A 22,209-nucleotide genomic window follows, 5' to 3' on the forward strand; every position below is an offset into this window, starting at 1 on the left:
GAGAGAAGTGTTCATTTTCACCAATGCAGTGATTGAAGCGGCGCCCTTGCCAAGGGTCCGACGGACAAGGGCGCGCTTGCAGTTCAGTCAACGCAGATCCGGTTGACGGACCGGACTTGCGTCCGATCCATCACGGCACTTACCACTGATACGAAGCACCCATGCCAACCGTCGTGTCACCCGCGCTGGTGCCCGCGCCGGCCTTGATCTTCAGGTTGTCAGTGATACGCGCCGAGATGCCGAGCGCCACAGCCTGCGCACCCTTGTACGAACCGCCGCCGATACCGACCGCGATCCTCTTGTCCTCATCGACGTCCGGGATCATCGTCAGCGCGGTGGCTGCCGCAATACCCGAGTAAGCGCTCCTGGCGACCTGGTTGACGCTGTTCTGCACCGAGTTGATCTGCTGATCGACGTAGGTCTTTGCCGTCATGCCGGCCGGCAGATTGCCGATCGCGTCGTTCAACTGACCAAAGTTGACTGCGTCGTGCGTCGCCGTACCGGCTGCGACGTTGGCGACCTGGCGCTGGTTCGTTGCCGAGCCCACCGACACCGTGTTGTCGCGGTCTGCCACCGAGTCGGAACCCAGGGCAACCGAACCCTTGCCGGTCGCCTGAGTATTGGCGCCGATCGCAGTTGCACCTTCACTGCTTGCGTTGGCATTGTTGCCGGCTGCAATCGACTGCTTGCCGCCGGCATTGGCGCTGGCACCCATCGCAGTCGAATACGAGCCAGTTGCGCTAGCCATCTGCGTGTCCTGGTTGCCGTCTGCTGCAAACATCGGGTTGCTGGCTGCTTTGGCAATGTCCGTCGCCGTCGAGATCGCTGCGTTCATCTGGTCGACGTTGACTGCGTGGTTACCGGACGTACCTGCCGCCACGTTGCGGATTGTCGTGCCGCCCGCAGCACCGTTACCCATCGTCACGCTGCTGTAGTTGGTCGTACCATCGGCGTTGTGGTCGTACGTGACTGCCGCGTTGGTCGTGCCGTTCGGGTTGATGATGCCCGAGGCCTTCAACTGAGCGAGGTTCACTGCGTCCGTGTCGGCCGTGCCGGCTGCGACGTTGGTGATCTGGCGTTCGTTGCCCGCCGAGCCGACCGACACCGTGTTGGCACGATCAGCCGCCGAGTTCGAACCCAGCGCAACCGAGTTCGTCGCGAGAGATTGCGCGTTGCCACCGATCGCCACCGATTCCGCGCCCGTCGCCTGTGAATCCGGCAACGTCGTGTTGGCGTGGAAGTACCTGGTAGCGACGCCGCCATTGGTGATGTTGTTCAGCGTGTTGTTGATGTTGGTGATGTCCGACGTGTTCTGCGTCGTACGGCCGTCCAGATTGGTGAGCGCGTCACCCACGTTGTTGACGGTCGTGCCGCCCACCGGGTACGTCGGGTTCGTGATCGTGCCCGTCGTCGTATCGTAGGTCGAACCGCCGCCCAGCGACGAGGCCGTGCTCGTACCGATCTGGTTCACCTTCGCGTCTTCCGACTGCAACTGGCTCACGTTCACCGCATCGGTCGGATTCTGACCTGCTGCCACGTTCGTGATACGACGCTCTGCACCTGCCGCGCCTACCGACACTTCGCCGCCGGCTGCCGTGGCTGCCGAGATTGCGCTGCCGCCAGGGTTGAAGCCTGCCGTCGTCAGCGTCGTCGAGTTCGCCACCGAGTTCGAGCCGAGCGCTACCGAGTTCGCCGTCGTCGCCTGAGCATTTCCGCCGATCGAAACTGCATCCGTGCCCGTTGCCGACGAGTCCGCCAGCGTCGAGTTAGCGTTGAAGTACTTGATGCCGCCGCCGCTGCTGATGTTGTTGACGACGTTCGTCAGGTTCGAGACGTTCAGGTTCGTCGCGTACAACTGCGAACCGTTCACCGCATCCACGCTCGTGGCGTTGAGCGCGCCTGCTGCTACACCGGTCAGCGTGCGCGAACCTGCCGTACCCGTGAAGTTCACCACCGTGCCGCCGGTATCCTTTGCCACCGTGACGTTGCGCGACGTCGGGTCCTGCTGCACGAGGCCGACCGTACCGTTGTTGATGTTCTGCGTCAGGCTGCCGATATTCGTGGTGTTCTGCGTCGTACGGCCGTCCAGATTGGTGAGCGCGTCACCCACGTTGTTGACGGTCGTGCCGCCCACCGGGTACGTCGGGTTCGTGATCGTGCCCGTCGTCGTATCGTAGGTCGAACCGCCGCCCAGCGACGAGGCCGTGCTCGTACCGATCTGGTTCACCTTCGCGTCTTCCGACTGCAACTGGCTCACGTTCACCGCATCGGTCGGATTCTGACCTGCTGCCAGGTTCGTGATACGACGCTCTACACCTGAAGCGCCTACCGACACTTCGCCGCCGGCTGCCGTGGCTGCCGAGATTGCGCTGCTGCCCGGGTTGAAGCCTGCCGTCGTTAGCGTGCTCGAGTTGGCAACCGAGTTGGAGCCCAGTGCCACCGAGTTCGCCGTCGTCGCCTGAGCGTTGCCGCCGATCGCCACTGCATCCGTACCCGTTGCCGACGAGTCCGCCAGCGTCGAGTTAGCGTTGAAGTACTTGATGCCGCCGCCGCTGCTGATGTTGTTGACGACGTTCGTCAGGTTCGAGACGTTCAGGTTCGTCGCGTACAACTGCGAACCGTTCACCGCATCCACGCTCGTGGCGTTGAGCGCGCCTGCTGCTACACCGGTCAACGTACGCGAACCTGCCGTACCCGTGAAGTTCACCACCGTGCCGCCGGTATCCTTTGCCACCGTGACGTTGCGCGACGTCGGGTCCTGCTGCACGAGGCCGACCGTACCGTTGTTGATGTTCTGCGTCAGGCTGCCGATATTCGTGGTGTTCTGCGTCGTACGGCCATCCAGATTGGTGAGCGCGTCACCCACGTTGTTGACGGTCGTGCCGCCCACGGAGTACGCCGGGTTCGTGATCGTGCCCGTCGTCGTGTCGTAGGTCGAACCGCCACCCAGTGATGACGCCGTGCTCGTGCCGATCTGGTTCACCTTCGCATCTTCCGACTGCAACTGGCTCACGTTCACTGCATCGGTCGCATTCTGACCTGCTGCGACGTTCGTGATGCGACGCTTCGCACCTGAAGCGCCTACCGACACTTCGCCGCCTGCCGCCGTGGCTGCCGAGACTGCGCCGCCGCCCGGGTTGAAGCCTGCCGTCGCCAGCGTCGTCGAGTTGGCCACCGAGTTGGAGCCCAGTGCCACCGAGTTCATCGTCGTCGCCTGAGCGTTGCCGCCGATCGCCACTGCATCCGTGCCCGTTGCCGACGAATCCGCCAGCGTCGAGTTAGCGTTGAAGTACTTGATGCCGCCGCCGTTCACGATGTTGTTCACGGTGTTGCTCAGGTTGTTCACGTTGTTGTTGATCGTGTTGACCTTCGCGTCTTCCGACATCAGTTGGCTCAGGTTCACCGCGTCCGTGGCGTTCAGGCCTGCCGCGACGTTCGTGATGCGACGCTCTGCACCTGCCGAGCCCACGGACACTTCGCCGCCGGCTGCCGTCCCTGCCGAAATCGCCGTGCCGCCGAGCGGCGTGAAGCCTGCCGTCGCCAGCGTCGCGGAGTTGGCCACGGAGTTGGAGCCGAGTGCCACCGAGTTCGCCGTCGTCGCCTGAGCGTTGCCGCCGATCGAAACTGCATCCGTACCCGTTGCCGACGAGTCCGCCAGCGTCGAGTTAGCGTTGAAGTACTTGATGCCGCCGCCGTTCACGATGTTGTTCACCGTGTTGTTGATGTTGGTGACATTGCCCGCCAGGTTTGCAACGTTGTTGTTGGTGTTCGAGACGTTCATGTTCGTCGCGTACAACTGCGAACCGTTCACTGCGTCCGTGCTCGTGGCGCTCAGATCACCAGCCGTGAGACCGGTCAACGTACGCGTGCCTGCCGTACCCGTGAAGTTCACCACCGTGCCGCCGGTATCCTTTGCCACCGTGACGTTGCGCGACGTCGGGTCCTGCTGCACGAGGCCGACCGTACCGTTGTTGATGTTCTGCGTCAGGCTGTCGATGTTCGTCGTGTTCTGCGTCGTACGGCCATCCAGATTGGTGAGCGCGTCACCCACGTTGTTGACCGTCGTGCCGCCCACGGAGTAAGTCGGGTTCGTGATCGTGCCCGTCGTCGTGTCGTAGGTCGAACCGCCACCCAGCGACGCCGCCGTGCTCGTGCCGATCTGGTTCACCTTCGCGTCTTCCGACTGCAACTGGCTTACGTTCACTGCATCGGTCGGATTCAGACCTGCTGCGACGTTCGTGATGCGACGCTCTGCACCCGCCGCGCCTACCGACACTTCGCCGCCGGCTGCCGTGGCTGCCGAGATTGCGCTGCTGCCCGGGTTGAAGCCTGCCGTCGTTAGCGTCGTCGAGTTCGACACCGAGTTCGACACCGAGTTCGAGCCGAGCGCTACCGAGTTCGCCGTCGGCGCCTGAGCGTTGCCGCCGATCGAAACTGCATCCGTGCCCGTTGCCGACGAATCCGCCAGCGTCGAGTTAGCGTTGAAGTACTTGATGCCGCCGCCGTTCACGATGTTGTTCACGGTGTTGCTCAGGTTGTTCACGTTGTTGTTGATCGTGTTGACCTTCGCGTCTTCCGACATCAGTTGACTCAGGTTCACCGCGTCCGTGGCGTTCAGGCCTGCCGCGACGTTCGTGATGCGACGCTCTGCACCTGCCGAGCCCACGGACACTTCGCCGCCGGCTGCCGTCCCTGCCGAAATCGCCGTGCCGCCGACCGGCGTGAAGCCCGCCGTCGCCAGCGTCGCGGAGTTCGCCACCGAGTTCGAGCCGAGCGCTACCGAGTTCGCCGTCGCTGCCGACGCTCCGGCACCCAGCGCGGTGCCGGAGCTACCTGTCACCACGCTGCTGTGACCGACAGCGACTGCGAATGTGGTTGCCGACGTGTCGGCACTATTACCCAGCGAACTTGACTGACCACCCGATTTTGAGTCTCCGCCAATTGCAATCGAATTGTTGAGAGTCGCCGCATTGGTGGCGCGTTGACCGATCGCGATGTTGGCAATGCCAGTGGCGGTTGCATTCTGGCCGATTGCAACAGCAGCCGTACCGTTGGACATACTTAGCTGGCCCACGGCAATCGCACCACCGGAGGATGCGGCCGCGGCCCCACCGATCGCGATCGCCTCGGAGCCAATCGCCGACGAATCCGCCAGCGCCGAGTTCGCGTGGAAGTACTCGATGCCTGCGCTGAGCTTGTCGCTTAACTTGCCCAGGGCTGTATCGACCGTAGCGAACGCCGAACTCACGTTGTTAGCCGGGCCCGACGTCCCATCGATTGCATTCGCTTGCGGCAGCGCGTAGCCAGGCGCAACGATCGTGCCGTTCGCCGCCATCGTCGTGCCTAGCGCGGCCGCCGTGGTACTTGCCGTACCGTAAAGCTGGGAACCGCTAATAGCATTCAGGCTTGAGGCTGTTACTGCTCCTGGCGCCAGGCCGTCCAACAACACGTTGGTGTCGGACACGCTCATTGTGAGCGTGTTCTGGGTCATCGTGCTGGCCAGGTAGTACGTTATGTTTCCAGCCTGGAGCACGATGCCGGCAGCTCCAGACGGCGAGCCGGATTCGAGGAGGGCATAGTAGTCGCTGGAGGGCACGTACCGGCTTGAACAGCCACTAGCAAATGTCGAATTACTGGAGACCTGGTCTTTTCCATTATTGTCATACAGACACAGAACGCTTGCAGATGCGGGCAAAGAAAAAATCGCAAGCGCAATGCCCGCCGTACCGCCTAACGACCAGGAAATAGCGCTCAGCCTACTCTTACAAGCGGGCTTCGAATTTTTGCTTATTCCTTTTGCATCTTCCTGCGCAGCCACCCAAGTGCCGGTTGACTCGTTCCAAACCGAGCGAAATGCTTTATTCATTTAAAACCCCTTATTGAACAAATATCGTCACGCGTCTGTCGCTGCTCAACTCAGGCTTGGGAGTGGACGTGACGATTACTGCGCTCGGCTCGTCACGATTAAATCGCACAAAAATCAACTGAATCGCACATCGATTCACGATTTTTGCGACGACTGCTCGTCCACTATGGATTTGAATTCAGCTCGATAGCTAAGTCACACCCCGTCTCAAAATTGCCGGCAACAACCGAACTTTATGAGACCTGAACGATGGCTCAATAGGACTATTCCTAAATACCAGGGAAAATTCAGAAATCAGCGGTGACGGAGATCAAGAAAATGCAAGACGCAAGAATGTGGCGCGGACGCTTTTAGGAATTGTCCTAACGAAAAACACTGCAAGGTGTGATAGCGCCGAAATGCTTGAATAGTCGCCTCAATTTCAGCAAGCGAAAATATCAGCGCCGGACATGTGCATTGAATGTCGGAAAATATTGGTCGTATTAGATTTAATAGAAACGCCGCCGCCTTCCCCGCTGCATGCAATTATTAATGGTCACAACAGGACTTTTTGCATCGCCCGTTTTAATCCATTCGCATTTGATTGGATAATTAGTCCGCTCTCAATAAGCCGGACGTCATGGAGAAGGCAATTGCCCATTCAACCGATTCCCGATTCTCGAACGGTGTCGCGAACATCGGGTGAAGGCCGTGGCACGGCACGGCCTGAAGCTGCGGCAAAACGAATTGTTCTGGATGGGCTATCGAGCCAGTGCTGAGGCGTCGACGCTCAGCCGGGCCGTCGCGCGATGAAGTCGATTTCCACCAGCGCGTCACGCGCCAATGCCGTTACGCCGATGCACGTCCGGGCAGGCAGCGCGTCGGCGGGAAAGTACGCGCGATAAGTGTCGTTCATCGCCCCGTAGTCGCGCTTGAACTCGGTGAGGAAAATGCGCACGGCAACCACGTGTTGCAAGCCGAGTTCGAGACCTTGCAGCACGAGCACGAGGTTGTCCATCACGCGCTTCGTCTGCGCGACCACGCCTTCGGGAAGCGGCGCGGCGTCGTCGGTGGGCGAGGTCGGCATCTGGCCGGTGAGGAAGACCCAGCCGTCGGTTTCCACGGCGTGCGAAAACGGACCGACTGGCGTCGGCGCGCCGGGGACCATCCAGAAAGCGGGGGTAGGGCTCATGGAGATTGCACCTCACGGCTGCGAATGTGGGTTGATACGATAACCGATCAAAAGTCGCGACGCGTGGCCGACGCCGATGCATGGACATCGTGGAATCACTTACTGATTGACGCGCTTCGCGAACGTCGAGATCGCGTCGGCCATTGCTTTCGGCTGCTCAGGCGCCATCGCGTGACCTGCGTTGGGCAACACGACCACAGTCACCCGCTCTCCGAGCAAGTTCTCGAGCACTTGCGAAAATCGGCGAGGCGCCACTGCGTCGTTCTCGCCCATCTCCGGCGCCGTCGATCGCTTTGCGCACACGGACACCAAGAAAATGATTGCAGCGAGACCCTGTTTCCTGGAGGTAGTGACTCAATCGAACTTTGCTGTGCGAAGTCGAATATGACATGACCACTAATAGGTAGTGATACTAACGTTCTATACGGCCAGCGCAGAAACTTGACGCCATGACTGGCTAGTTCATCTGCGGCGGCTCGAGCCCGGTATTGTCGAAAATCGCGACCGCATGTTCCGACTTCAGGAACGCGAGCTACCGAGATTCGCCACCGCGTCGATCGCGATTTTGCAGGAGAAGTTAGCGCGCTTGGCGAGCAACGAGCCGTGGAAAGAAGATGTCGTCTGGCTCGCAAACGATACTGGCGACTCGCCGCGCCAGATGCTGATGGGCGGTTCAGGACCAGCAGTCCCCGAACCCGCCCAAGCCCTTCTTAAACCAGCCCCGTCGTGTAATAAACGGCGATCACGAAGAACACCGCCAGCGTCTTGATGACCGTCACCGCGAAAATGTCGCGATACGACTGACGGTGCGTCAACCCGGTCACCGCCAGCAGCGTGATCACCGCGCCGTTATGCGGCAGCGTGTCCATGCCGCCGCTTGCCATTGCGACCACGCGGTGCAGCACTTCCATTGGAATATGCGCCGCCTCCGCTCCCTTGATGAACACGTCCGACATGGCCGCGAGCGCAATGCTCATGCCGCCCGACGCCGAACCGGTAATGCCCGCCAGCGAACTGACCGAGACGGCCGCATTGACGAGCGGATTCGGAATGCTCTTCAGCGCGTCGCTGACCAGAACAAAGCCAGGCAATGCCGCGATCACGCCGCCGAAACCATATTCCGACGCCGTATTCAGCGACGCCAGCAGCGCGCCCGCCACCGCGGCCTTCGTGCCGATCGCAAAACGCTCGCGCACGCGGCCGAACGCCGTAACCACAACCATGACGATGCCGAGAAGCAGCGCGCCTTCGACAGCCCAGATGCCCAGCACGGTTTTGATCGTCGTGGTGAGCGGCGTGTGAACGCCCGGCAGAATATCCGGCGCGACGGTGTACGAGGTGCCGTACGCGTCGGGGATCCAGCGAGTCAGGAAGAAGTTGGCGACGCCCACCAGAACCAGCGGCGCAATGGCCAGCAACGGATGCGGCAATTGCTTCGACTCGACGCGCTCCGGCTCGTTGACGAGTTCCGTGCCGTAGCCTTCGCCGGTTGCCATCGCCGAGCGGCGGCGCCACTCGAGATAGGTAAGACCCACCACGATGATGAACAGCGAGCCGATCACGCCGAGCGCGGGCGCGGCCCACGACGTCGTCTTGAAGAACGTCGTCGGGATGATGTTCTGAATTTGCGGCGTGCCCGGCAGCGAATCCATCGTGAACGAGAATGCGCCGAGTGCAATGGCGCCAGGCATCAGGCGCTTCGGAATATTGCTCTGGCGATACAGTTCGGCGGCGAACGGATAGACCGCGAACACCACGACGAACAGCGAGACGCCGCCGTAGGTAAGCAGCGCGCACACCGCGACGATCACTGCATTGGCGCGGGAGCGGCCGATATAGCGAATCGCTGCCGCCACGATCGACTCCGAGAAGCCGGACAGTTCGATGACCTTGCCGAACACGGCGCCGAGCAGAAACACCGGGAAATACAGTTTGACGAAGCCGACCATCTTCTCCATGAAGATGCCCGTGAACACGGGCGCGACGGCGGCGGGATCGACCAGAAGGACGGCGCCGAGCGCGGCGATCGGCGCGAAAAGGATAACGCTGTAGCCGCGATACGCGGCGAACATCAGAAACGCCAGCGCGGCAAGGACGATGACAAAGGACATTGAGTCTCCAGAAGCTTGGTTTGTTCTACGTGTACGCCGTCTCCCGCTGACGACGGCATGGCGCCCGCGAACGCAGGTTCCATGCCATGCGGCCGGCATCGGCTCGCGCGCTGACGCGGCGGGCCAAAAGCCGGCAAAACCGGGAGACGTGGCGCCGCCGATTGTACCCAAACGTCTCCAAACGGGGACGTCAATCGTGCTAAGTGTGTCCGGTATTGACACGAAATCCGCATGGCGATGGGCTTGTCGGCGATCTCCACCTTGAGATAAGCTTGTCCACGAAAAGAGACAAGCGACAAATAGAACGATAGCCGGAGACAGCGACAACATGATGAACGACTGGGCGGGACTTCCCGCCATCTACGGCGACGTGCTGCGCCGCGCGATGGATTCCCTCTTCCGCACATTCGAGAACTTCAGCGAAGGCACGTTTATCGTCGACGCCGACGCGCGCGTCGTGTGGATCAACAAGCGCTATGCGGCGCGCTTCGGCTTTGCCGACCCCGAGCAGGCGATTGGCCGCGATTGCGAAGCGGTGATTCCAAACAGCCTGATGCGCGAGGTCGTCAAAACCGGCAAGCCGATTCTGCTCGACATTCTCGAAACGGACCGCGAGCCGCTCGTCGTCACGCGTCTTCCGCTGAAGGACGACGCCGGTGCGACGGTCGGCGCCGTCGGCTTCGCGCTGTTCGACGAGTTGAAGGCGCTCACGCCGCTTTTTTCCCACTACTCGCGCGTGCAGGAAGAGTTGATCGCGACGCGTCAGTCGCTCGCGCAGGCCCGCAGAGCCAAGTACACGTTCGGCAGTTTTGTCGGCACCAGCGCGGCCAGTCTGGAAGTGAAGCGCCAGGCGCGCCGCGCGGCGCAGCTCGAATCGCCGGTGCTTTTACTGGGTGAGACCGGCACCGGCAAGGAATTGCTTGCGCATGCGATCCACGGCGGCTCGGCTCGCGCGAATCAGCCGCTCGTGACCGTCAACGTGGCCGCGATTCCGGACACCCTGCTCGAAGTCGAATTCTTCGGCGCGGCGCCTGGCGCCTACACGGGCGCGGATCGCAAGGGACGGGTCGGCAAGTTCGAACTGGCGAACGGCGGCACGCTTTTTCTCGATGAGATCGGCGACATGCCGCTGCCTTTGCAGGGCAAACTGCTGCGCGTGCTGCAGGACAAGGAGTTCGAGCCGCTCGGCTCCAACCGGATCGTGCGCGCCGACGTGCGGATCATCGCGGCCACGTCCGCGGATTTGCCGGCGCTGGTCGCGGCGGGCCGGTTCCGCGCCGATCTGTTCTATCGGCTGAACGTGCTGACGATTCATGCGCCGCCGCTGCGCGAGCGCACGTCGGACATTGAAGCGCTCGCGTACGCAATGCTCGAGGACCTGTCGACGCAAGCGCGCGGCGGCAGTCACTACGAATTGCAGGACGACGCATTGCGCCTCTTGTGCTCGTATGCGTGGCCAGGCAACGTGCGCGAGTTGCGCAATACGCTGGAGCGCGCGGTGATGCTGTCGGACAGCGAGCGGATCGACGCGCGCGCGCTGGCGCCGTTCATCGGTTCGGGACAAAGCGGCGCGCAAGGCGCGACGGCGCAGACGCCGGACGGCTCATCACAGACGGCTGCGAGCGGCGCGGATGCGGCGCGCGAGCCATCGTCATGGAGCGCCGCGATGGCGGCGTTCGAAAAGCGCTTCCTGAGCGATGCGTTGCGCGCGAACGGCGGGCGCGTGATCGAGACCGCTGCGCAAATCGGCATGGGGCGCGCGACGCTGTACAAGAAGATCGCGGCACACGGCATCCAGGTTTGAGCGGAGCGGGCCTGCATCCTGTCACGCAGCGTCATGGCTGCGTGGCACAATCGCGTGATCGAAAAACAAGACGTGATCGGGGTTTCATATGAACCGGAGCTTCTCTTTCCTTGCGCGCTATCTCGGCCTGATGCTGGCGGTGTCAGCCGGCGCCGCGCTGGGCGGCTGCGGCAGCAGCGCGCCGCTGTTTCTGTCGGACGGCCGCCCGACGACGCTGGTCGAATGCCCCGCGGGTTCCGACTCCTGCGCGCAGCAGGCGGCCGCAAGCTGCAGCGGCGGCGCGTTCGACACCGTGCGCCAATCCACGAGTAACGGCACGCTTAGCCTGATCTACGCCTGCCGCGCGAAGTAACGCGATGCGCGCCGCGTCATGCGGCGCGCGGCCGGACTTGCACTGTCTTCTGCGATTCGCAACCCGTCGACGGGCTGCGCTCGCCTTCCTTTAAAAAGCGGCTTAATCCGCGCACCGTTGTCTGCGCTCTCCTCATTACTCCACGTGCGCGTTTCCCGATACGTGCATCCGCGTCATAAATATATGCTTCTAATGCGGCGAGACGAAGGAAGTTCCACTATGCGCGCCGCATAATGAATTTCGATTTGACAAGATTTATTCCGAACGGATCGACAGCAATAAAAAGTCACTGTATTTTTTCGCACTGGAGTGAAGTCGGTGCGGAAGGTAACGGAACCCTGAATTAAGCGGCAGTATTCTATTTTCACAGGTTCGCTAACGCATGCGATCAGCAGCTTTTGCCGGATAGGGAGGCCAATCGGCAAAAGGCGGGAAGAACTTGCCGACCAAGAAAAACAGGCTTTGAGAGCGGCACAATCTGTGCTTAACGTTGCGTTTCGAATTAAGTCAACGAGCATTCCGGGGAAACGAATGAATCACCATCAACTCGAAAAAGACATCCGACATCTAGAACACGTCATTTCACACATTTCCGCTGAAGACCGAATACCGCTGTCTTATTGGCGCAATCGCATCGATTCGGTTTCCGGCGCGGTTCGCGTGCCAACGCAAGTCAATCGCATCAAACGGCTGAATGCCGCGCTCGCCGCACTCGAGGAGCGCCAAAAAGCCTGAGGCGATAGCCTCTGCTGTCGGCAGCGGTTTTTCGCCTCATTACGATCCATCGACGAAGCCAGGCCGGACAACATCGATATGCAAGCAGTGGGATTTTCATCGCCTCGGCTCGCGGTGCTGACGGGTACGTTGCAGGGCTACGTCGAACGAGGCGATGTGGCCGGCGTCGTCGCGCTCGTCTGGCGGCGCGGCGCAACCGCATACTTCGAGGCGCTCGGTCTGCGCGACGAAGCCGTGTCATTGCCGATGGAGCGCGATACGCTGTTTCGCATCGCGTCGATGACCAAGCCGGTGACGAGCGCCGCCATCCTCATGCTGGTGGAAGAAGACCGGCTCACGCTCGACGCGCCGATCGCGCAGTGGCTGCCTGAATTCGCCGCGCCGCGCGTGCTGCGCGACCCCGGCGGCCCGCTCGATCAAACCGACCCGGCGCGCAAGCCGCTGACCGTGCTCGACTTGCTGACTCATCGCGCGGGCTTCGCTTATCACTTCACGGCGACCGGGCCGCTAGCCGAAGCCTATGCGGCCGCCTTCAACGGTCTCGACGCGCGCGGCGATGTGAGCGCGTGGCTCGCGCGCATCGCCGAATTGCCATTGATGTTTCAGCCCGGCTCGCGCTGGCACTACAGCGTCGCCACCGACGTGCTCGGCGCATTGATCACACGAGTGACCGGCATGCCGCTGGGCGAGTTTTTCCGCACGCGGATTTTCGAGCCGCTCGGCATGCGTGACACCGCTTTCTGGGTGCCCGAGCCGCAGCTCGCCCGCCTTGCCACCGCCTATGGCGTCGATGCCGGCACGCGTCGGCGCGTGGTCGAGGATCACGCGTCGGCGAGCCGTTGGGCGAACCCGGCGCGCTTTCAAAGCGGCGGCGGCGGGCTCGTTTCGACCGCGCAGGACTATCTGCAATTCGCGCAGTTGCTGTTGCGGCGCGGACGCGTCGGCGACACGCGCTTGCTCTCGCATCGCTCGGTCGATCTGATGCGTTCGAACTTTCTGACGCGCGAGCAGCGCCGCCTGCCGGCGTTCGGTCATGCGATGTGGGCGGGTCAGGGCTTTGGCCTCGGCTTGTCGATCGTCGACGATCCCGCGCAGCAGTTGCCGCAAGGCTATCGTTCGATCGGCTCTTTCGGCTGGCCCGGCGCTTTTGGCACGAGCTGGTTCGCCGATCCGGTGGAAGATCTTATCGGCGTCGTGCTGATTCAGCGCCGTTCAATCGATCCGTTTCCCATGGCAGTCGACTTCGAACGTCGCGTGTACGATGCAATTGATGATTGAGCGCGCGCCTCGCCGATGGTCCGCCGCTCGTTCAAGCGCCGCACGATGACGGGCTTTCTCTTTCCAGCGTTTTTTGGTCTGATAGCGTCCGCATGTCGGTCCGCCACAATCAATGGGAGCATTTCGTCATGGCCTCTTACAAGCAGTTGACCGCTCAGCTCGAAAAGCTTCACAAGGAAGTCGCGGCGGCTCGCGAAAAGGAGATCGCGCAGGCGATCGCCGACATCAAGCAGAAGATTGCCGAGTACGACCTGACGGCCGAGGAACTCGGCTTCGCGAAAACTCGTACGGCGGCGAGCAAAGGCGCTGCAGTCGCCAAGTATCGCAATCCGAAAACCGGCGAGACGTGGAGCGGGCGTGGCCGTTCGCCGGGCTGGCTTGCGGGCAAGAATCGCGATCGTTATCTGATCGACGCGTAGCGCGCATTGCGTGATCCATCACTCTCAGGTGACGATGCCCGCGGCTTTTTTCGCACCGCTGCGCAAGTCCCGAAAACGCTCACCTTTGCTTCAAATTCCCGATTCGACTGGTGAATAGAAACCGGCGGCTTGCACCTGGCGGCATTGCTTCGGTGAGCCTGGTTTCTCTGCGGCGCGCACCGGCCGCGAGGTGAGCCCCGCGCAAGCATCGGGTCTCACCGACGCGCCGCAAACCCGCGCCAGCCTTTGCTGGCGGGCATTCCCAGGCTGTGCGAAGAATCCGGCGAAGCTCCGGCTGCGTCCGTCGGTCTTTCGCGGATAGGCGTCGGTGCGCGGGTCGCGCGGTATCGTCGGTGCAATAAGCACTTCGCGGATGCTCACCTTTCGCTGTCCTCCACGCCTCGTCGCTGCTAGTCCCGAAAACCCTCACCTTTGCGCGCGTCGTCACCGGCAACGCGATGCGTCGTAACGTTCGTGCGCACTCGTCGGGACAAACCCGGAGTTGAGTTCGCCTCATACCCCGGATCAAAACTCATCGATACATGGTCGCGGACGCCGAACGCCACAATCGGTCATCCACTTAACTCGACGGAAAGACCATGAGCGTATCGGCGGACAAACAACTCTTTATCGGCGAAGGATTCGAAGGGCCGGGCGTGAACCTCGCGCATATCAACGTGCTGGTCGGCCCACGCAACGGTCCTGCGGGGCAAGCGTTCGCGACGGCGCTGGCGACGCCTTCGGCGGGTCACGCGCCGTTCGTCGTCATCGCGCGGCCGGGCGTGCCGACCAAGCCGTTGACGCTCTACGTGAACAAGGCGCAGATCGGCAGCGAGTTTCACGGCAACGCGACGTGGGGCGCGTCGCAGGCGGGCATCGCGAAGGCAGTGGCCGAGTCGCTCGAGAACGGCACGCTCCCGGCCGAAGCGGAGAACGACTGGGTGGTCGTATCGGCGAACTGGGTCAATCCGGCCACCGACGACCTCGACGCCGTCTTCGAAAACAACTACCGCGCGTGCAGGAACGCCATTGTCGCGGCGATGAAAGGCCTGCCGCATCGCGACGAAGTGTTCGCGGCCGCGCGCGACGTCCCGAATCCCTTCTACACGCCGAAACAACGCTGACCACACGCTGAGCGCGGCGTCGACTGCACGCGCCGCATCCGAACTACAAGGAGACAGGTTTCATGGAATACATTCGCCTCGGCCAATCCGGCCTGAAGGTTTCGCGCTTGTGCCTCGGCACGATGAACATGGGCACGCCGCACTGGAAGCCCTGGATTTTCGACGAAGCGCGCAGCGAGCCCATCGTTCGACACGCGCTCGAAGCCGGCGTCAATTTCATCGACCTCGCCGATTTCTATTCGACGGGCGTCGGCGAAGAAGTCGTGGGCCGCATTCTGAAGCGCCTCGCGCGCCGCGAGGAAATCGTCGTGACGACGAAGGTCGGCTACGACATGGGCGTCTATCAGAACGCCGGCGGCCATTCGCGCAAGCACATCATGGACGGCATCGACGGCTCGCTCGCGCGCCTCGGCATGGACTACGTGGACATCTACATGCTGCATTTCTTCGACGTGAACACGCCGGTCGAGGAAACCATGAGTGCGCTGAACGATATCGTTCGCGCGGGCAAGGCGCGCTATATCGGCGTATCGACCATGTACACGTGGCAGTTCGCGAAGATCATGCAGGTCTGCGAGCGCAACGGCTGGCATAAGCCGATCAACATGCAGTTGCAGTTGAATCTGGCGTATCGCGAAGAAGAGCGCGAGATGATCCCGTATTGCCAGGATCAGGGCGTCGGTGTGTCGGTATTCAGTCCGCTCGCGCGCGGCCTGTTGACGAGCGACGCCAACTCGACGCGCAATCAGACCGACTCCTTCACCGCGCAAATGTACGGCGATAACGTGTCGCGCGAAATCGCGGCGTCGGTCGCGCGCGTCGCCGCGCGGCGCGGCGTGTCCGCTGCGCAGATCGCGCAGGCATGGGTGCTCAACCACGAAGGCGTAGCGAGCATGCTGGTCGGCGCCGATACGCCGGCGCAGTTCGACAGCGCGCTCGCCGCGCTCGGCACGACGCTCTCCGACGATGAGCTGTTCGAACTGGAACGCAATTACACACCGTGCGATCTGATCAACGATTACACCGCGGGCAAGCGCATTGCGCGCGAGCCGCGGCTTGCTCAAGGCGCGTTCGTCGAAAACCTGGAGAAAGCGGCATGAGCGAACTTCTTCGAACCGGACATTACATCGGCGGCGAGTGGTGTGAAAGCGCGGAGACCTATCCCGTCCGCAATCCCGCGACAGGCGAAGTGATCGCGCAAGTCGCGAAGGGCGGCGCGGCGGAGACGGCGCAAGCCATTGCTGCTGCCGAGCGTGCGCTTTCCGCGTGGCGCTTGTTGACCGCGAAAGAGCGTGGCGCGCGCGTCAGGCGTTGGGGCGAGTTGATGCTCGAGCATTGCGATGCGCTGGCCGAGCTGTTGACGCGCGAACAAGGCAAGCCGCTTGCGGAAGCGCGCGGCGAAGTCGGCTATGCGGCGAGCTTTTTAGAATGGTTCGCGGAGGAAGCGAAGCGCGCCTATGGCGACGTGATTCCGAGCCCGAATCCGAACGCGAAGATCATCGTGACGCGCGAACCCGTGGGCGTCGTCGCGGCCATCACGCCGTGGAATTTCCCGCTCGCGATGATCACGCGCAAGGCCGGTCCCGCGCTCGCGGCCGGTTGCACGATGGTGCTCAAGCCATCGGAAGAAACGCCGTTGTCCGCGCTTGCACTGGCCGTGCTGGCCGCGAAAGCGGGCATTCCGCCGGGCGTGTTCAACATCGTTTCCGGCGATGCCGCCGCGATAGGCGGCGCGCTGACCGAATCGGACGTGGTGCGCAAGCTGTCGTTCACGGGCTCGACGCGCGTGGGCAAATTGCTCGCGAAGCAGTCGGCGGATACGTTGAAAAAGCTCTCGCTCGAGCTTGGCGGCAATGCGCCGTTCATCGTTTTCGACGATGCCGACATCGACGCCGCCGTGCAAGGCGCGATGGCTTCAAAGTTTCGCAACACCGGGCAAACCTGCGTGTGCGTTAATCGCTTCTATGTGCAGGACGGCGTCTACGATGCGTTCACGCAGGCACTCGCACAGGCCGCGCGCAAGATGCGCGTGGGCGACGCGTTGCAAGGCGACGTCGAACAGGGTCCGCTGATCAATCAGGCTGCGTTGAGCAAGGTCGAAGCGCACGTCGCCGACGCATTGCAGAAGGGCGCCAAGGTGTTGACCGGCGGCAAGCGGCACGCGCTGGGCGGCACCTTTTATGAGCCGACGGTTCTCGTCGATGCATCCAGTTCGATGCTGATCGCGCAAGAAGAAACCTTCGGGCCGGTCGCCGCGTGCTTTCACTTCAAGACCGAAGACGAAGCCGTTACCGCTGCCAACGCAACGCCGTTCGGACTCTCCGCGTATCTGTACACGCGCGATCTGGCGCGCGCGTGGCGTGTCGGCGAGGCGCTCGAAAGCGGCATGGTCGGCATTAACGAAGGGATTCTGTCCACCGAAGTCGCGCCGTTTGGCGGCGTGAAGCAATCGGGCCTTGGCCGCGAAGGGTCGAAGTACGGACTCGATGAATACACCGAGCTTAAGTACATGATGATGGGCGGCTTGGGGCGCTGATCGTTAGACCGTTGGCGGATGCCGTTACGCGGCATCCGCCGCTCAGAACAATCACAGGAGACAAGATGAATAATCAGGATATCCAGGCAAGTGCGCTCGGCCTCGCGCCTGCGTTCCCCGCTGCGGCGTCGTCCGCGACGCGCGCCGTTTCCATCGACGACGTGCCGCTGAACGCCTTTCACGTCAAGATTGCGGGCCTCACGTTCGGCGCGCACTTCACCGAGGGATTCGCGCTCGGCACCATCGGCTACGCGCTCGCCGCGATGAATCGTCAGATGCCGATCGACGCCTTCTGGATGGGCATGATCGGCAGCTCCGCGCTGATGGGCATTTTTCTCGGCAGCCTCGTGTTCGGCTGGCTGTCGGACCGGCTCGGTCGGCAAAAAATTTTCCTGATGAGCTTTGTCATCATCACCGTGGCTGCGTTCGCGCAGTTCTACGTGCACTCGCCTTTCGAACTGTGCTTGCTGCGCGTGCTGATCGGCTTCGGCATGGGCGGCGACTTCGCCGTCGGACATGCGATTCTCGCGGAATTCTCGCCGCGCAAGCATCGCGGAACATTGCTTGGGTCGTTCAGCGTGATATGGACCGTCGGCTATGTGGTCGCAAACGTGCTGGGCATGCATTACGCCGATGCGTCGCCCGATGCGTGGCGCTGGTTGCTTGCTTCAGCGGGTATTCCTGCGGTGATCGTGCTGGTCGCGCGCATGGGCACGCCGGAGTCGCCGCGCTGGCTGCTCGGCAAGGGCCGCGTTGCGGAGGCGAAGTCGGTCGTGCTGAAGCACTTTGGCGAAAACGTGACGCTCGACGGCGTGCACGACGAACACGCGCAAACGGCTAGCGGGTTCATGCGTCTCTTCGAAAAAGACCTGATTCGCCGGACGATTTTCAACTGCGCGTTTTTCGTGTGTCTCGTCATTCCGTACTTCGCGATCTACACGTTCTTGCCGACCATCCTGAAGGCGATTCACCTGAACAACGATTCAGGCGCGGATCTGCTGCTGAACGGCTTTCTGGTGCTTGGCGCACTGATTGGGATCTGGCTGACCATCAAGCTGTCGCGGCGTGTTTTCCTGATCGGCTCGTTTGCGGTGACGTGCGTTTCGCTGATCGCGTTGAGCGTGCTGCCGGAGTCGGCGACGCTCGCGATGATCGTCGCGTTCGGCATTTTCACGCTGACCATGTCGGCGTTCTCGAATCTTGTCGGCGTGTTCCCGCCGGAGTGCTTTCCGACCGAAGTGCGCGCGTGCGGCGTCGGGCTGGCTATTGCGTGCAGCCGGCTGGGCTCGGCGGTGGGTACGTTCCTGCTGCCGCTCGGCATTGCCGGCTTCGGGTTTCACGTCACGATGATGGTGCTGGCGGCGGTGCTGCTCGTCGGCATGGTTGTGTCGATCGCGTGGGCGCCTGAAACGAAGCATTTGACGTTGAACCAGGCGAGCGGCGGGTAGGGCGTATTTGCCGGGAGCGGGGAGCCGGAAGCCGGGCGCCGCGAACCGCGAACCTCGAACCTCGAACCTCGAACCTCGAACCTCGAACCTCGAACCTCGAACCTCGAACCTCGAACCTCGAACCTCGAACCTCGAACCTCGAACCGCGCGCGAACTGCCCGGCGCCCGCCGCCAAGTTCCGCTCGCCACGGCGACCACTACGGCACGAAGGCACGACCGCCCGCGGACCACTGCAACGACCTAACGCACTCTCCGCCTCCCCAATCCCCCTCCCCAGACAGCCGCCCCTCGCGGGCGGCTTTCCCACGTCCGGCGCCCCGGCGTGTATCATTCGTTCCCTGCGCTGTTCTGCGCTGGCGATTATCCGTATTGTCGAACGCTCGTTCCCGACCTGTTTTCCGACGCGGCCCGGTTGCCATAGTGATGCGGGTTCCCGACCCGACTCCCGCAGCTCGACGCCGCCGCGCCACGCGCGGCAGCCCGGAAGCCAGCCGCTTCCGAAGACCGCCGAACCCCTATCCGTGACCGCCAGACCCGATGTCAGTCTCCGAACTCAAACGCCGCCGCACCTTCGCGGTTATTTCCCACCCGGACGCGGGTAAGACCACGCTGACCGAAAAACTGCTGCTGTTCTCGGGCGCGATTCAGATCGCCGGCACCGTGAAGGGCCGCAAGAGCAATCGCTACGCGACATCCGACTGGATGGAGATCGAAAAGCAGCGCGGCATTTCCGTGGCCAGCTCGGTGATGCAGTTCGAGTACGGCGACGCGGTGATCAACCTGCTCGACACGCCGGGCCACGAAGACTTCTCCGAAGACACGTACCGCGTGCTGACCGCGGTCGATGCCGCGGTGATGGTGATCGACGGCGCGAACGGCGTCGAAGCGCAAACGCTCAAGCTGCTCGAAGTCTGCCGCAGCCGCAAGACGCCGATCGTCACGTTCATCAACAAGCTCGACCGTGAAGTGCGCGAGCCGCTCGACCTGCTCGACGAGATCGAGCAGCATCTGGGCGTGGCGGCGGTGCCGTTCACGTGGCCGATCGGCATGGGCAAGGAATTCCAGGGCGTCTACGATATTCAGCGCGATCAGGTTCGCGTGTTCCGCGCCGGGCAAGACAAGGCGGGCGGCGACGTCGAAACGCTGCAAGCGCTGAGCAGCGAGGAAGGCGAACGCCGCTTCGGCCAAAGCTGGGTGAAGGCGAAGGAAGAGATCGACCTGATTACCGGCGCGACGCCCGATTTCGACCGCGAGCAGTTTCTTGCCGGTCAGCAGTCGCCGGTGCTGTTCGGCTCCGCGATCAACAACTTCGGCGTGAAGGAAATTCTCGACGCGCTCGTCGACCTGGCGCCGCCGCCGTCGATGCGCATGACCGTGCAGCGTCCGGTGATGCCCGACGAGCCGAAGTTCACCGGCGTCGTGTTCAAGGTGCAGGCGAACATGGACCTGGCGCACCGCGACCGCGTGGCGTTCATCCGCGTGTGTTCGGGGCGTTTCGAGCGCGGCATGGCCGTGAAGGTGACGCGTTCCAACAAGACATTCCGCGCGAATAACGTGGTGACGTTTCTGTCGCAGCGGCGCGAGACGGTGAGCGAGGCGTATCCGGGCGACATCATCGGTATTCCGAATCACGGCACGCTGAGTCTCGGCGATACGTTGACCGAAGGCGAGGCTCTGCAATTCGTCGGGCTGCCGTTCTTCGCGCCGGAAATTTTTCAGACCGTCGAAGTCGTTGATCCGATGCGCGCCAAGCAGCTTGGCGAAGCGTTGAAGCAACTCGGCGAGGAAGGCGCGATTCAGGTGTTCCGTCCGGAAGTGGGCGGCTTGATGATCCTGGGCGCAGTCGGGCAACTGCAGTTTGAGGTGGTGTCGCATCGGCTGTCGACTGAGTACAAGGTCGATGTGCGCATGGCGCCCGCGCGCTACCGCATGTCGCGCTGGGTCACTTGCGACGATCCCGCCGAACTGCGTCGCTTCACCGATTCATACGCGGCGCGGATCGCGCTCGACGCATCCGACGCACCGACGTATCTCGCTTCGCATGTCTCGGAAATCGAAGTCGCGCAAAAGGCGTGGCCGAAGATCGTGTTCAACGAGTTGCGCGAGCATTCGGGCGCGCCGTTCAAGAAGGCGATGTAACGCAGGCGGGCCGCGAGCTCACAGCGGCTTACGTAACAAACTTACGCAACAACAAAAAGCCGCGTGGTGCAGTCATGCCCACGCGGCTTTTTCAATTCTATTGCGGGCTCATTGCCTGCATGGGCACTGCCGCCGCACCACCGCTTCATCAGCCCATCTTCAATACTTCTTCCCGCAGCCAGGCCGCAAACGCCTGCACGTATTCAAGCGCGGCGTGCTGCGGCGCGACGTCGAGCCAGTAGCCGAACGGGCCGGCCACTTCCACATCCGAGAAGCGCGCAAGACTGCCGTCCGCGAGTTCCTCGACGATCATGTTCCTGTCGACGATAGCCAGTCCCGCGCCCTTGCGCGCCGCGCGAATCGCCTGTTCGAGCGTCGAGAATTCAATGCCGTTTTCCGCGTAACGCGCCGGCAGCCCCGCCGTGGCCAGCCAGTTCGGCCATAGGTCGAGCCTTGCGTCGTTGTGCAGCACATGCAGCGCGGGCATGTGTTCGAGCAGCCTGTCGAGCGGCTCGCCGAGCAGCCTCGGCGCACCCACGAGCACATGGCGCTCGGTCATCAGCAATTCGGAATGCGTATCGGCCAGTGCGTGCCGGCCAAAGCGGATATTGCAATGACAGTCCGTGGTGGGCTCAGTGCGGATCGACAATTCGACGTCGGGCATTTCGTCGGCCAGCGAACCGAGCCGCGGCGAGAACCACTGCGTCGCGAACGTGGGCGGCACGGCAACCACGAGACGGCGCCGGCCCTTGGCCGCGGTGATCTGACGGAAGCCGCGCTCGATCGTATCGAATGCGTCGGACAGGCAAGGCAGAAACTGCACGCCCACCGGCGTCAGACGGATGCCCTTGTGGTCGCGCTCGAACAGCTTCGCGCCGAGCGATTCCTCGAGCAGCTTGATCTGCCGGCTGACGGCGCCTTGCGTCACGCACAGTGCGCTCGCCGCGCGGTTAAAGCTCATGTGGCGCGCGGTTTCCTCGAAAAAGCGCAACGCGATGAGCGATGGCAAGCGTCGCATACATCACCTTCTGATTCTTTGACATCCGGGGCAGTGCGGCCGATGGGAAGGCGCGCGGATCGTCTGCGATTGTCGCACTGAAGCGCGGTATTTTGCCTGCGCACGCTAAAAAAATCCCGGCGCGCGGTCGCGTTAATCAAGCGTCGATTGACGGCGGCCAAGGCTTGCGTTCGAGAAGCGCCGCGCGATCGCTCCACTTCGCCTATCC

15 protein-coding genes and 2 pseudogenes are annotated in these 22,209 nt (G+C 62.4%); 11 read left to right on the plus strand and 6 right to left on the minus strand.

The annotated features are described in order from the left end of the window. Nucleotides 1-139: 139 nt before the first annotated feature. Together C8K18_RS29100 and C8K18_RS34190 are read right to left on the minus strand one after the other, a co-directional pair. Nucleotides 140-5,491, minus strand: a complete 5,352-nt coding sequence (locus C8K18_RS29100; RefSeq protein ID WP_258230485.1) for a YadA-like family protein — start codon at nucleotides 5,489-5,491, stop codon at nucleotides 140-142. Between the two features lie 273 nt (nucleotides 5,492-5,764). Then, a pseudogene (locus C8K18_RS34190) lies at nucleotides 5,765-5,866 on the minus strand (ESPR domain-containing protein); the annotation flags it as partial. Nucleotides 5,867-6,482: 616 nt separating this feature from the next. Between C8K18_RS34190 and C8K18_RS29105 the strand changes: the two are divergent. Further along, nucleotides 6,483-6,589, plus strand: a pseudogene (locus C8K18_RS29105) (IS5/IS1182 family transposase); the annotation flags it as partial. Nucleotides 6,590-6,635: 46 nt separating this feature from the next. Here C8K18_RS29105 and C8K18_RS29110 read toward each other — a convergent pair. The 3 genes from C8K18_RS29110 to C8K18_RS29120 all read right to left on the minus strand — a co-directional run bounded on the left by C8K18_RS29110 (nucleotide 6,636) and on the right by C8K18_RS29120 (nucleotide 9,148). Continuing rightward, complete coding sequence (locus C8K18_RS29110; protein ID WP_053859743.1) at nucleotides 6,636-7,037, minus strand: RidA family protein; 402 nt, start codon at nucleotides 7,035-7,037, stop codon at nucleotides 6,636-6,638. A 99-nt stretch (nucleotides 7,038-7,136) separates the two neighbouring features. Next, complete coding sequence (locus C8K18_RS29115) at nucleotides 7,137-7,310, minus strand: alpha/beta fold hydrolase (RefSeq protein ID WP_258196213.1); 174 nt, start codon at nucleotides 7,308-7,310, stop codon at nucleotides 7,137-7,139. A gap of 437 nt (nucleotides 7,311-7,747) precedes the next feature. Beyond that, entirely contained in the window at nucleotides 7,748-9,148 is a 1,401-nt protein-coding gene (locus C8K18_RS29120; protein WP_006047500.1) for a GntP family permease, read from the minus strand. Nucleotides 9,149-9,476: 328 nt separating this feature from the next. Between C8K18_RS29120 and C8K18_RS29125 the strand changes: the two genes are divergently transcribed. The 10 genes from C8K18_RS29125 to C8K18_RS29170 all read left to right on the plus strand — a co-directional run bounded on the left by C8K18_RS29125 (nucleotide 9,477) and on the right by C8K18_RS29170 (nucleotide 20,983). Beyond that, nucleotides 9,477-10,952, plus strand: coding sequence for a sigma-54-dependent Fis family transcriptional regulator (locus C8K18_RS29125; protein ID WP_107710665.1), 1,476 nt, complete (start codon nucleotides 9,477-9,479; stop codon nucleotides 10,950-10,952). Nucleotides 10,953-11,040: 88 nt separating this feature from the next. Further along, nucleotides 11,041-11,304 carry a hypothetical protein gene (locus C8K18_RS29130; protein ID WP_006047502.1) on the plus strand — a complete coding sequence of 88 codons (264 nt, stop codon included), beginning with the start codon at nucleotides 11,041-11,043 and terminating at the stop codon, nucleotides 11,302-11,304. Between the two features lie 531 nt (nucleotides 11,305-11,835). Beyond that, a complete protein-coding gene (locus C8K18_RS29135; RefSeq protein WP_006047503.1) occupies nucleotides 11,836-12,039 on the plus strand; it encodes a hypothetical protein in 204 nt (67 codons plus the stop codon). A gap of 78 nt (nucleotides 12,040-12,117) precedes the next feature. Continuing rightward, entirely contained in the window at nucleotides 12,118-13,317 is a 1,200-nt protein-coding gene (locus tag C8K18_RS29140) for a serine hydrolase (RefSeq protein WP_107710666.1), read from the plus strand. A 128-nt stretch (nucleotides 13,318-13,445) separates the two neighbouring features. Beyond that, entirely contained in the window at nucleotides 13,446-13,736 is a 291-nt protein-coding gene (locus C8K18_RS29145) for an H-NS family nucleoid-associated regulatory protein (RefSeq protein ID WP_006047505.1), read from the plus strand. Nucleotides 13,737-14,335: 599 nt separating this feature from the next. After that, a complete protein-coding gene (gene fae / locus C8K18_RS29150) occupies nucleotides 14,336-14,860 on the plus strand; it encodes a formaldehyde-activating enzyme (protein WP_107710667.1) in 525 nt (174 codons plus the stop codon). 62 nt (nucleotides 14,861-14,922) lie between these two features. After that, nucleotides 14,923-15,960 carry an aldo/keto reductase gene (locus tag C8K18_RS29155; RefSeq protein WP_107710668.1) on the plus strand — a complete coding sequence of 346 codons (1,038 nt, stop codon included), beginning with the start codon at nucleotides 14,923-14,925 and terminating at the stop codon, nucleotides 15,958-15,960. Continuing rightward, nucleotides 15,957-17,396 carry an NAD-dependent succinate-semialdehyde dehydrogenase gene (locus C8K18_RS29160; protein WP_107710669.1) on the plus strand — a complete coding sequence of 480 codons (1,440 nt, stop codon included), beginning with the start codon at nucleotides 15,957-15,959 and terminating at the stop codon, nucleotides 17,394-17,396. The genes C8K18_RS29155 and C8K18_RS29160 overlap by 4 nt, the downstream gene beginning before the upstream one ends. Before the next feature lie 65 nt (nucleotides 17,397-17,461). Continuing rightward, nucleotides 17,462-18,844, plus strand: a complete 1,383-nt coding sequence (locus C8K18_RS29165) for an MFS transporter (RefSeq protein WP_107710670.1) — start codon at nucleotides 17,462-17,464, stop codon at nucleotides 18,842-18,844. Nucleotides 18,845-19,381: 537 nt separating this feature from the next. After that, a complete protein-coding gene (locus C8K18_RS29170) occupies nucleotides 19,382-20,983 on the plus strand; it encodes a peptide chain release factor 3 (protein ID WP_006047510.1) in 1,602 nt (533 codons plus the stop codon). A gap of 148 nt (nucleotides 20,984-21,131) precedes the next feature. On the opposite strand, the gene C8K18_RS29175 is transcribed toward C8K18_RS29170, so the two are convergent. Beyond that, nucleotides 21,132-22,001: a LysR substrate-binding domain-containing protein gene (locus tag C8K18_RS29175; protein WP_029967355.1), complete on the minus strand. Its 870-nt coding sequence runs from the start codon at nucleotides 21,999-22,001 to the stop codon at nucleotides 21,132-21,134. Between the last annotated feature and the right edge of the window lie 208 nt (nucleotides 22,002-22,209).

The sequence above is a fragment of the Paraburkholderia sp. GV068 genome, assembly GCF_003058125.1.
Lineage (GTDB): Bacteria > Pseudomonadota > Gammaproteobacteria > Burkholderiales > Burkholderiaceae > Paraburkholderia > Paraburkholderia graminis.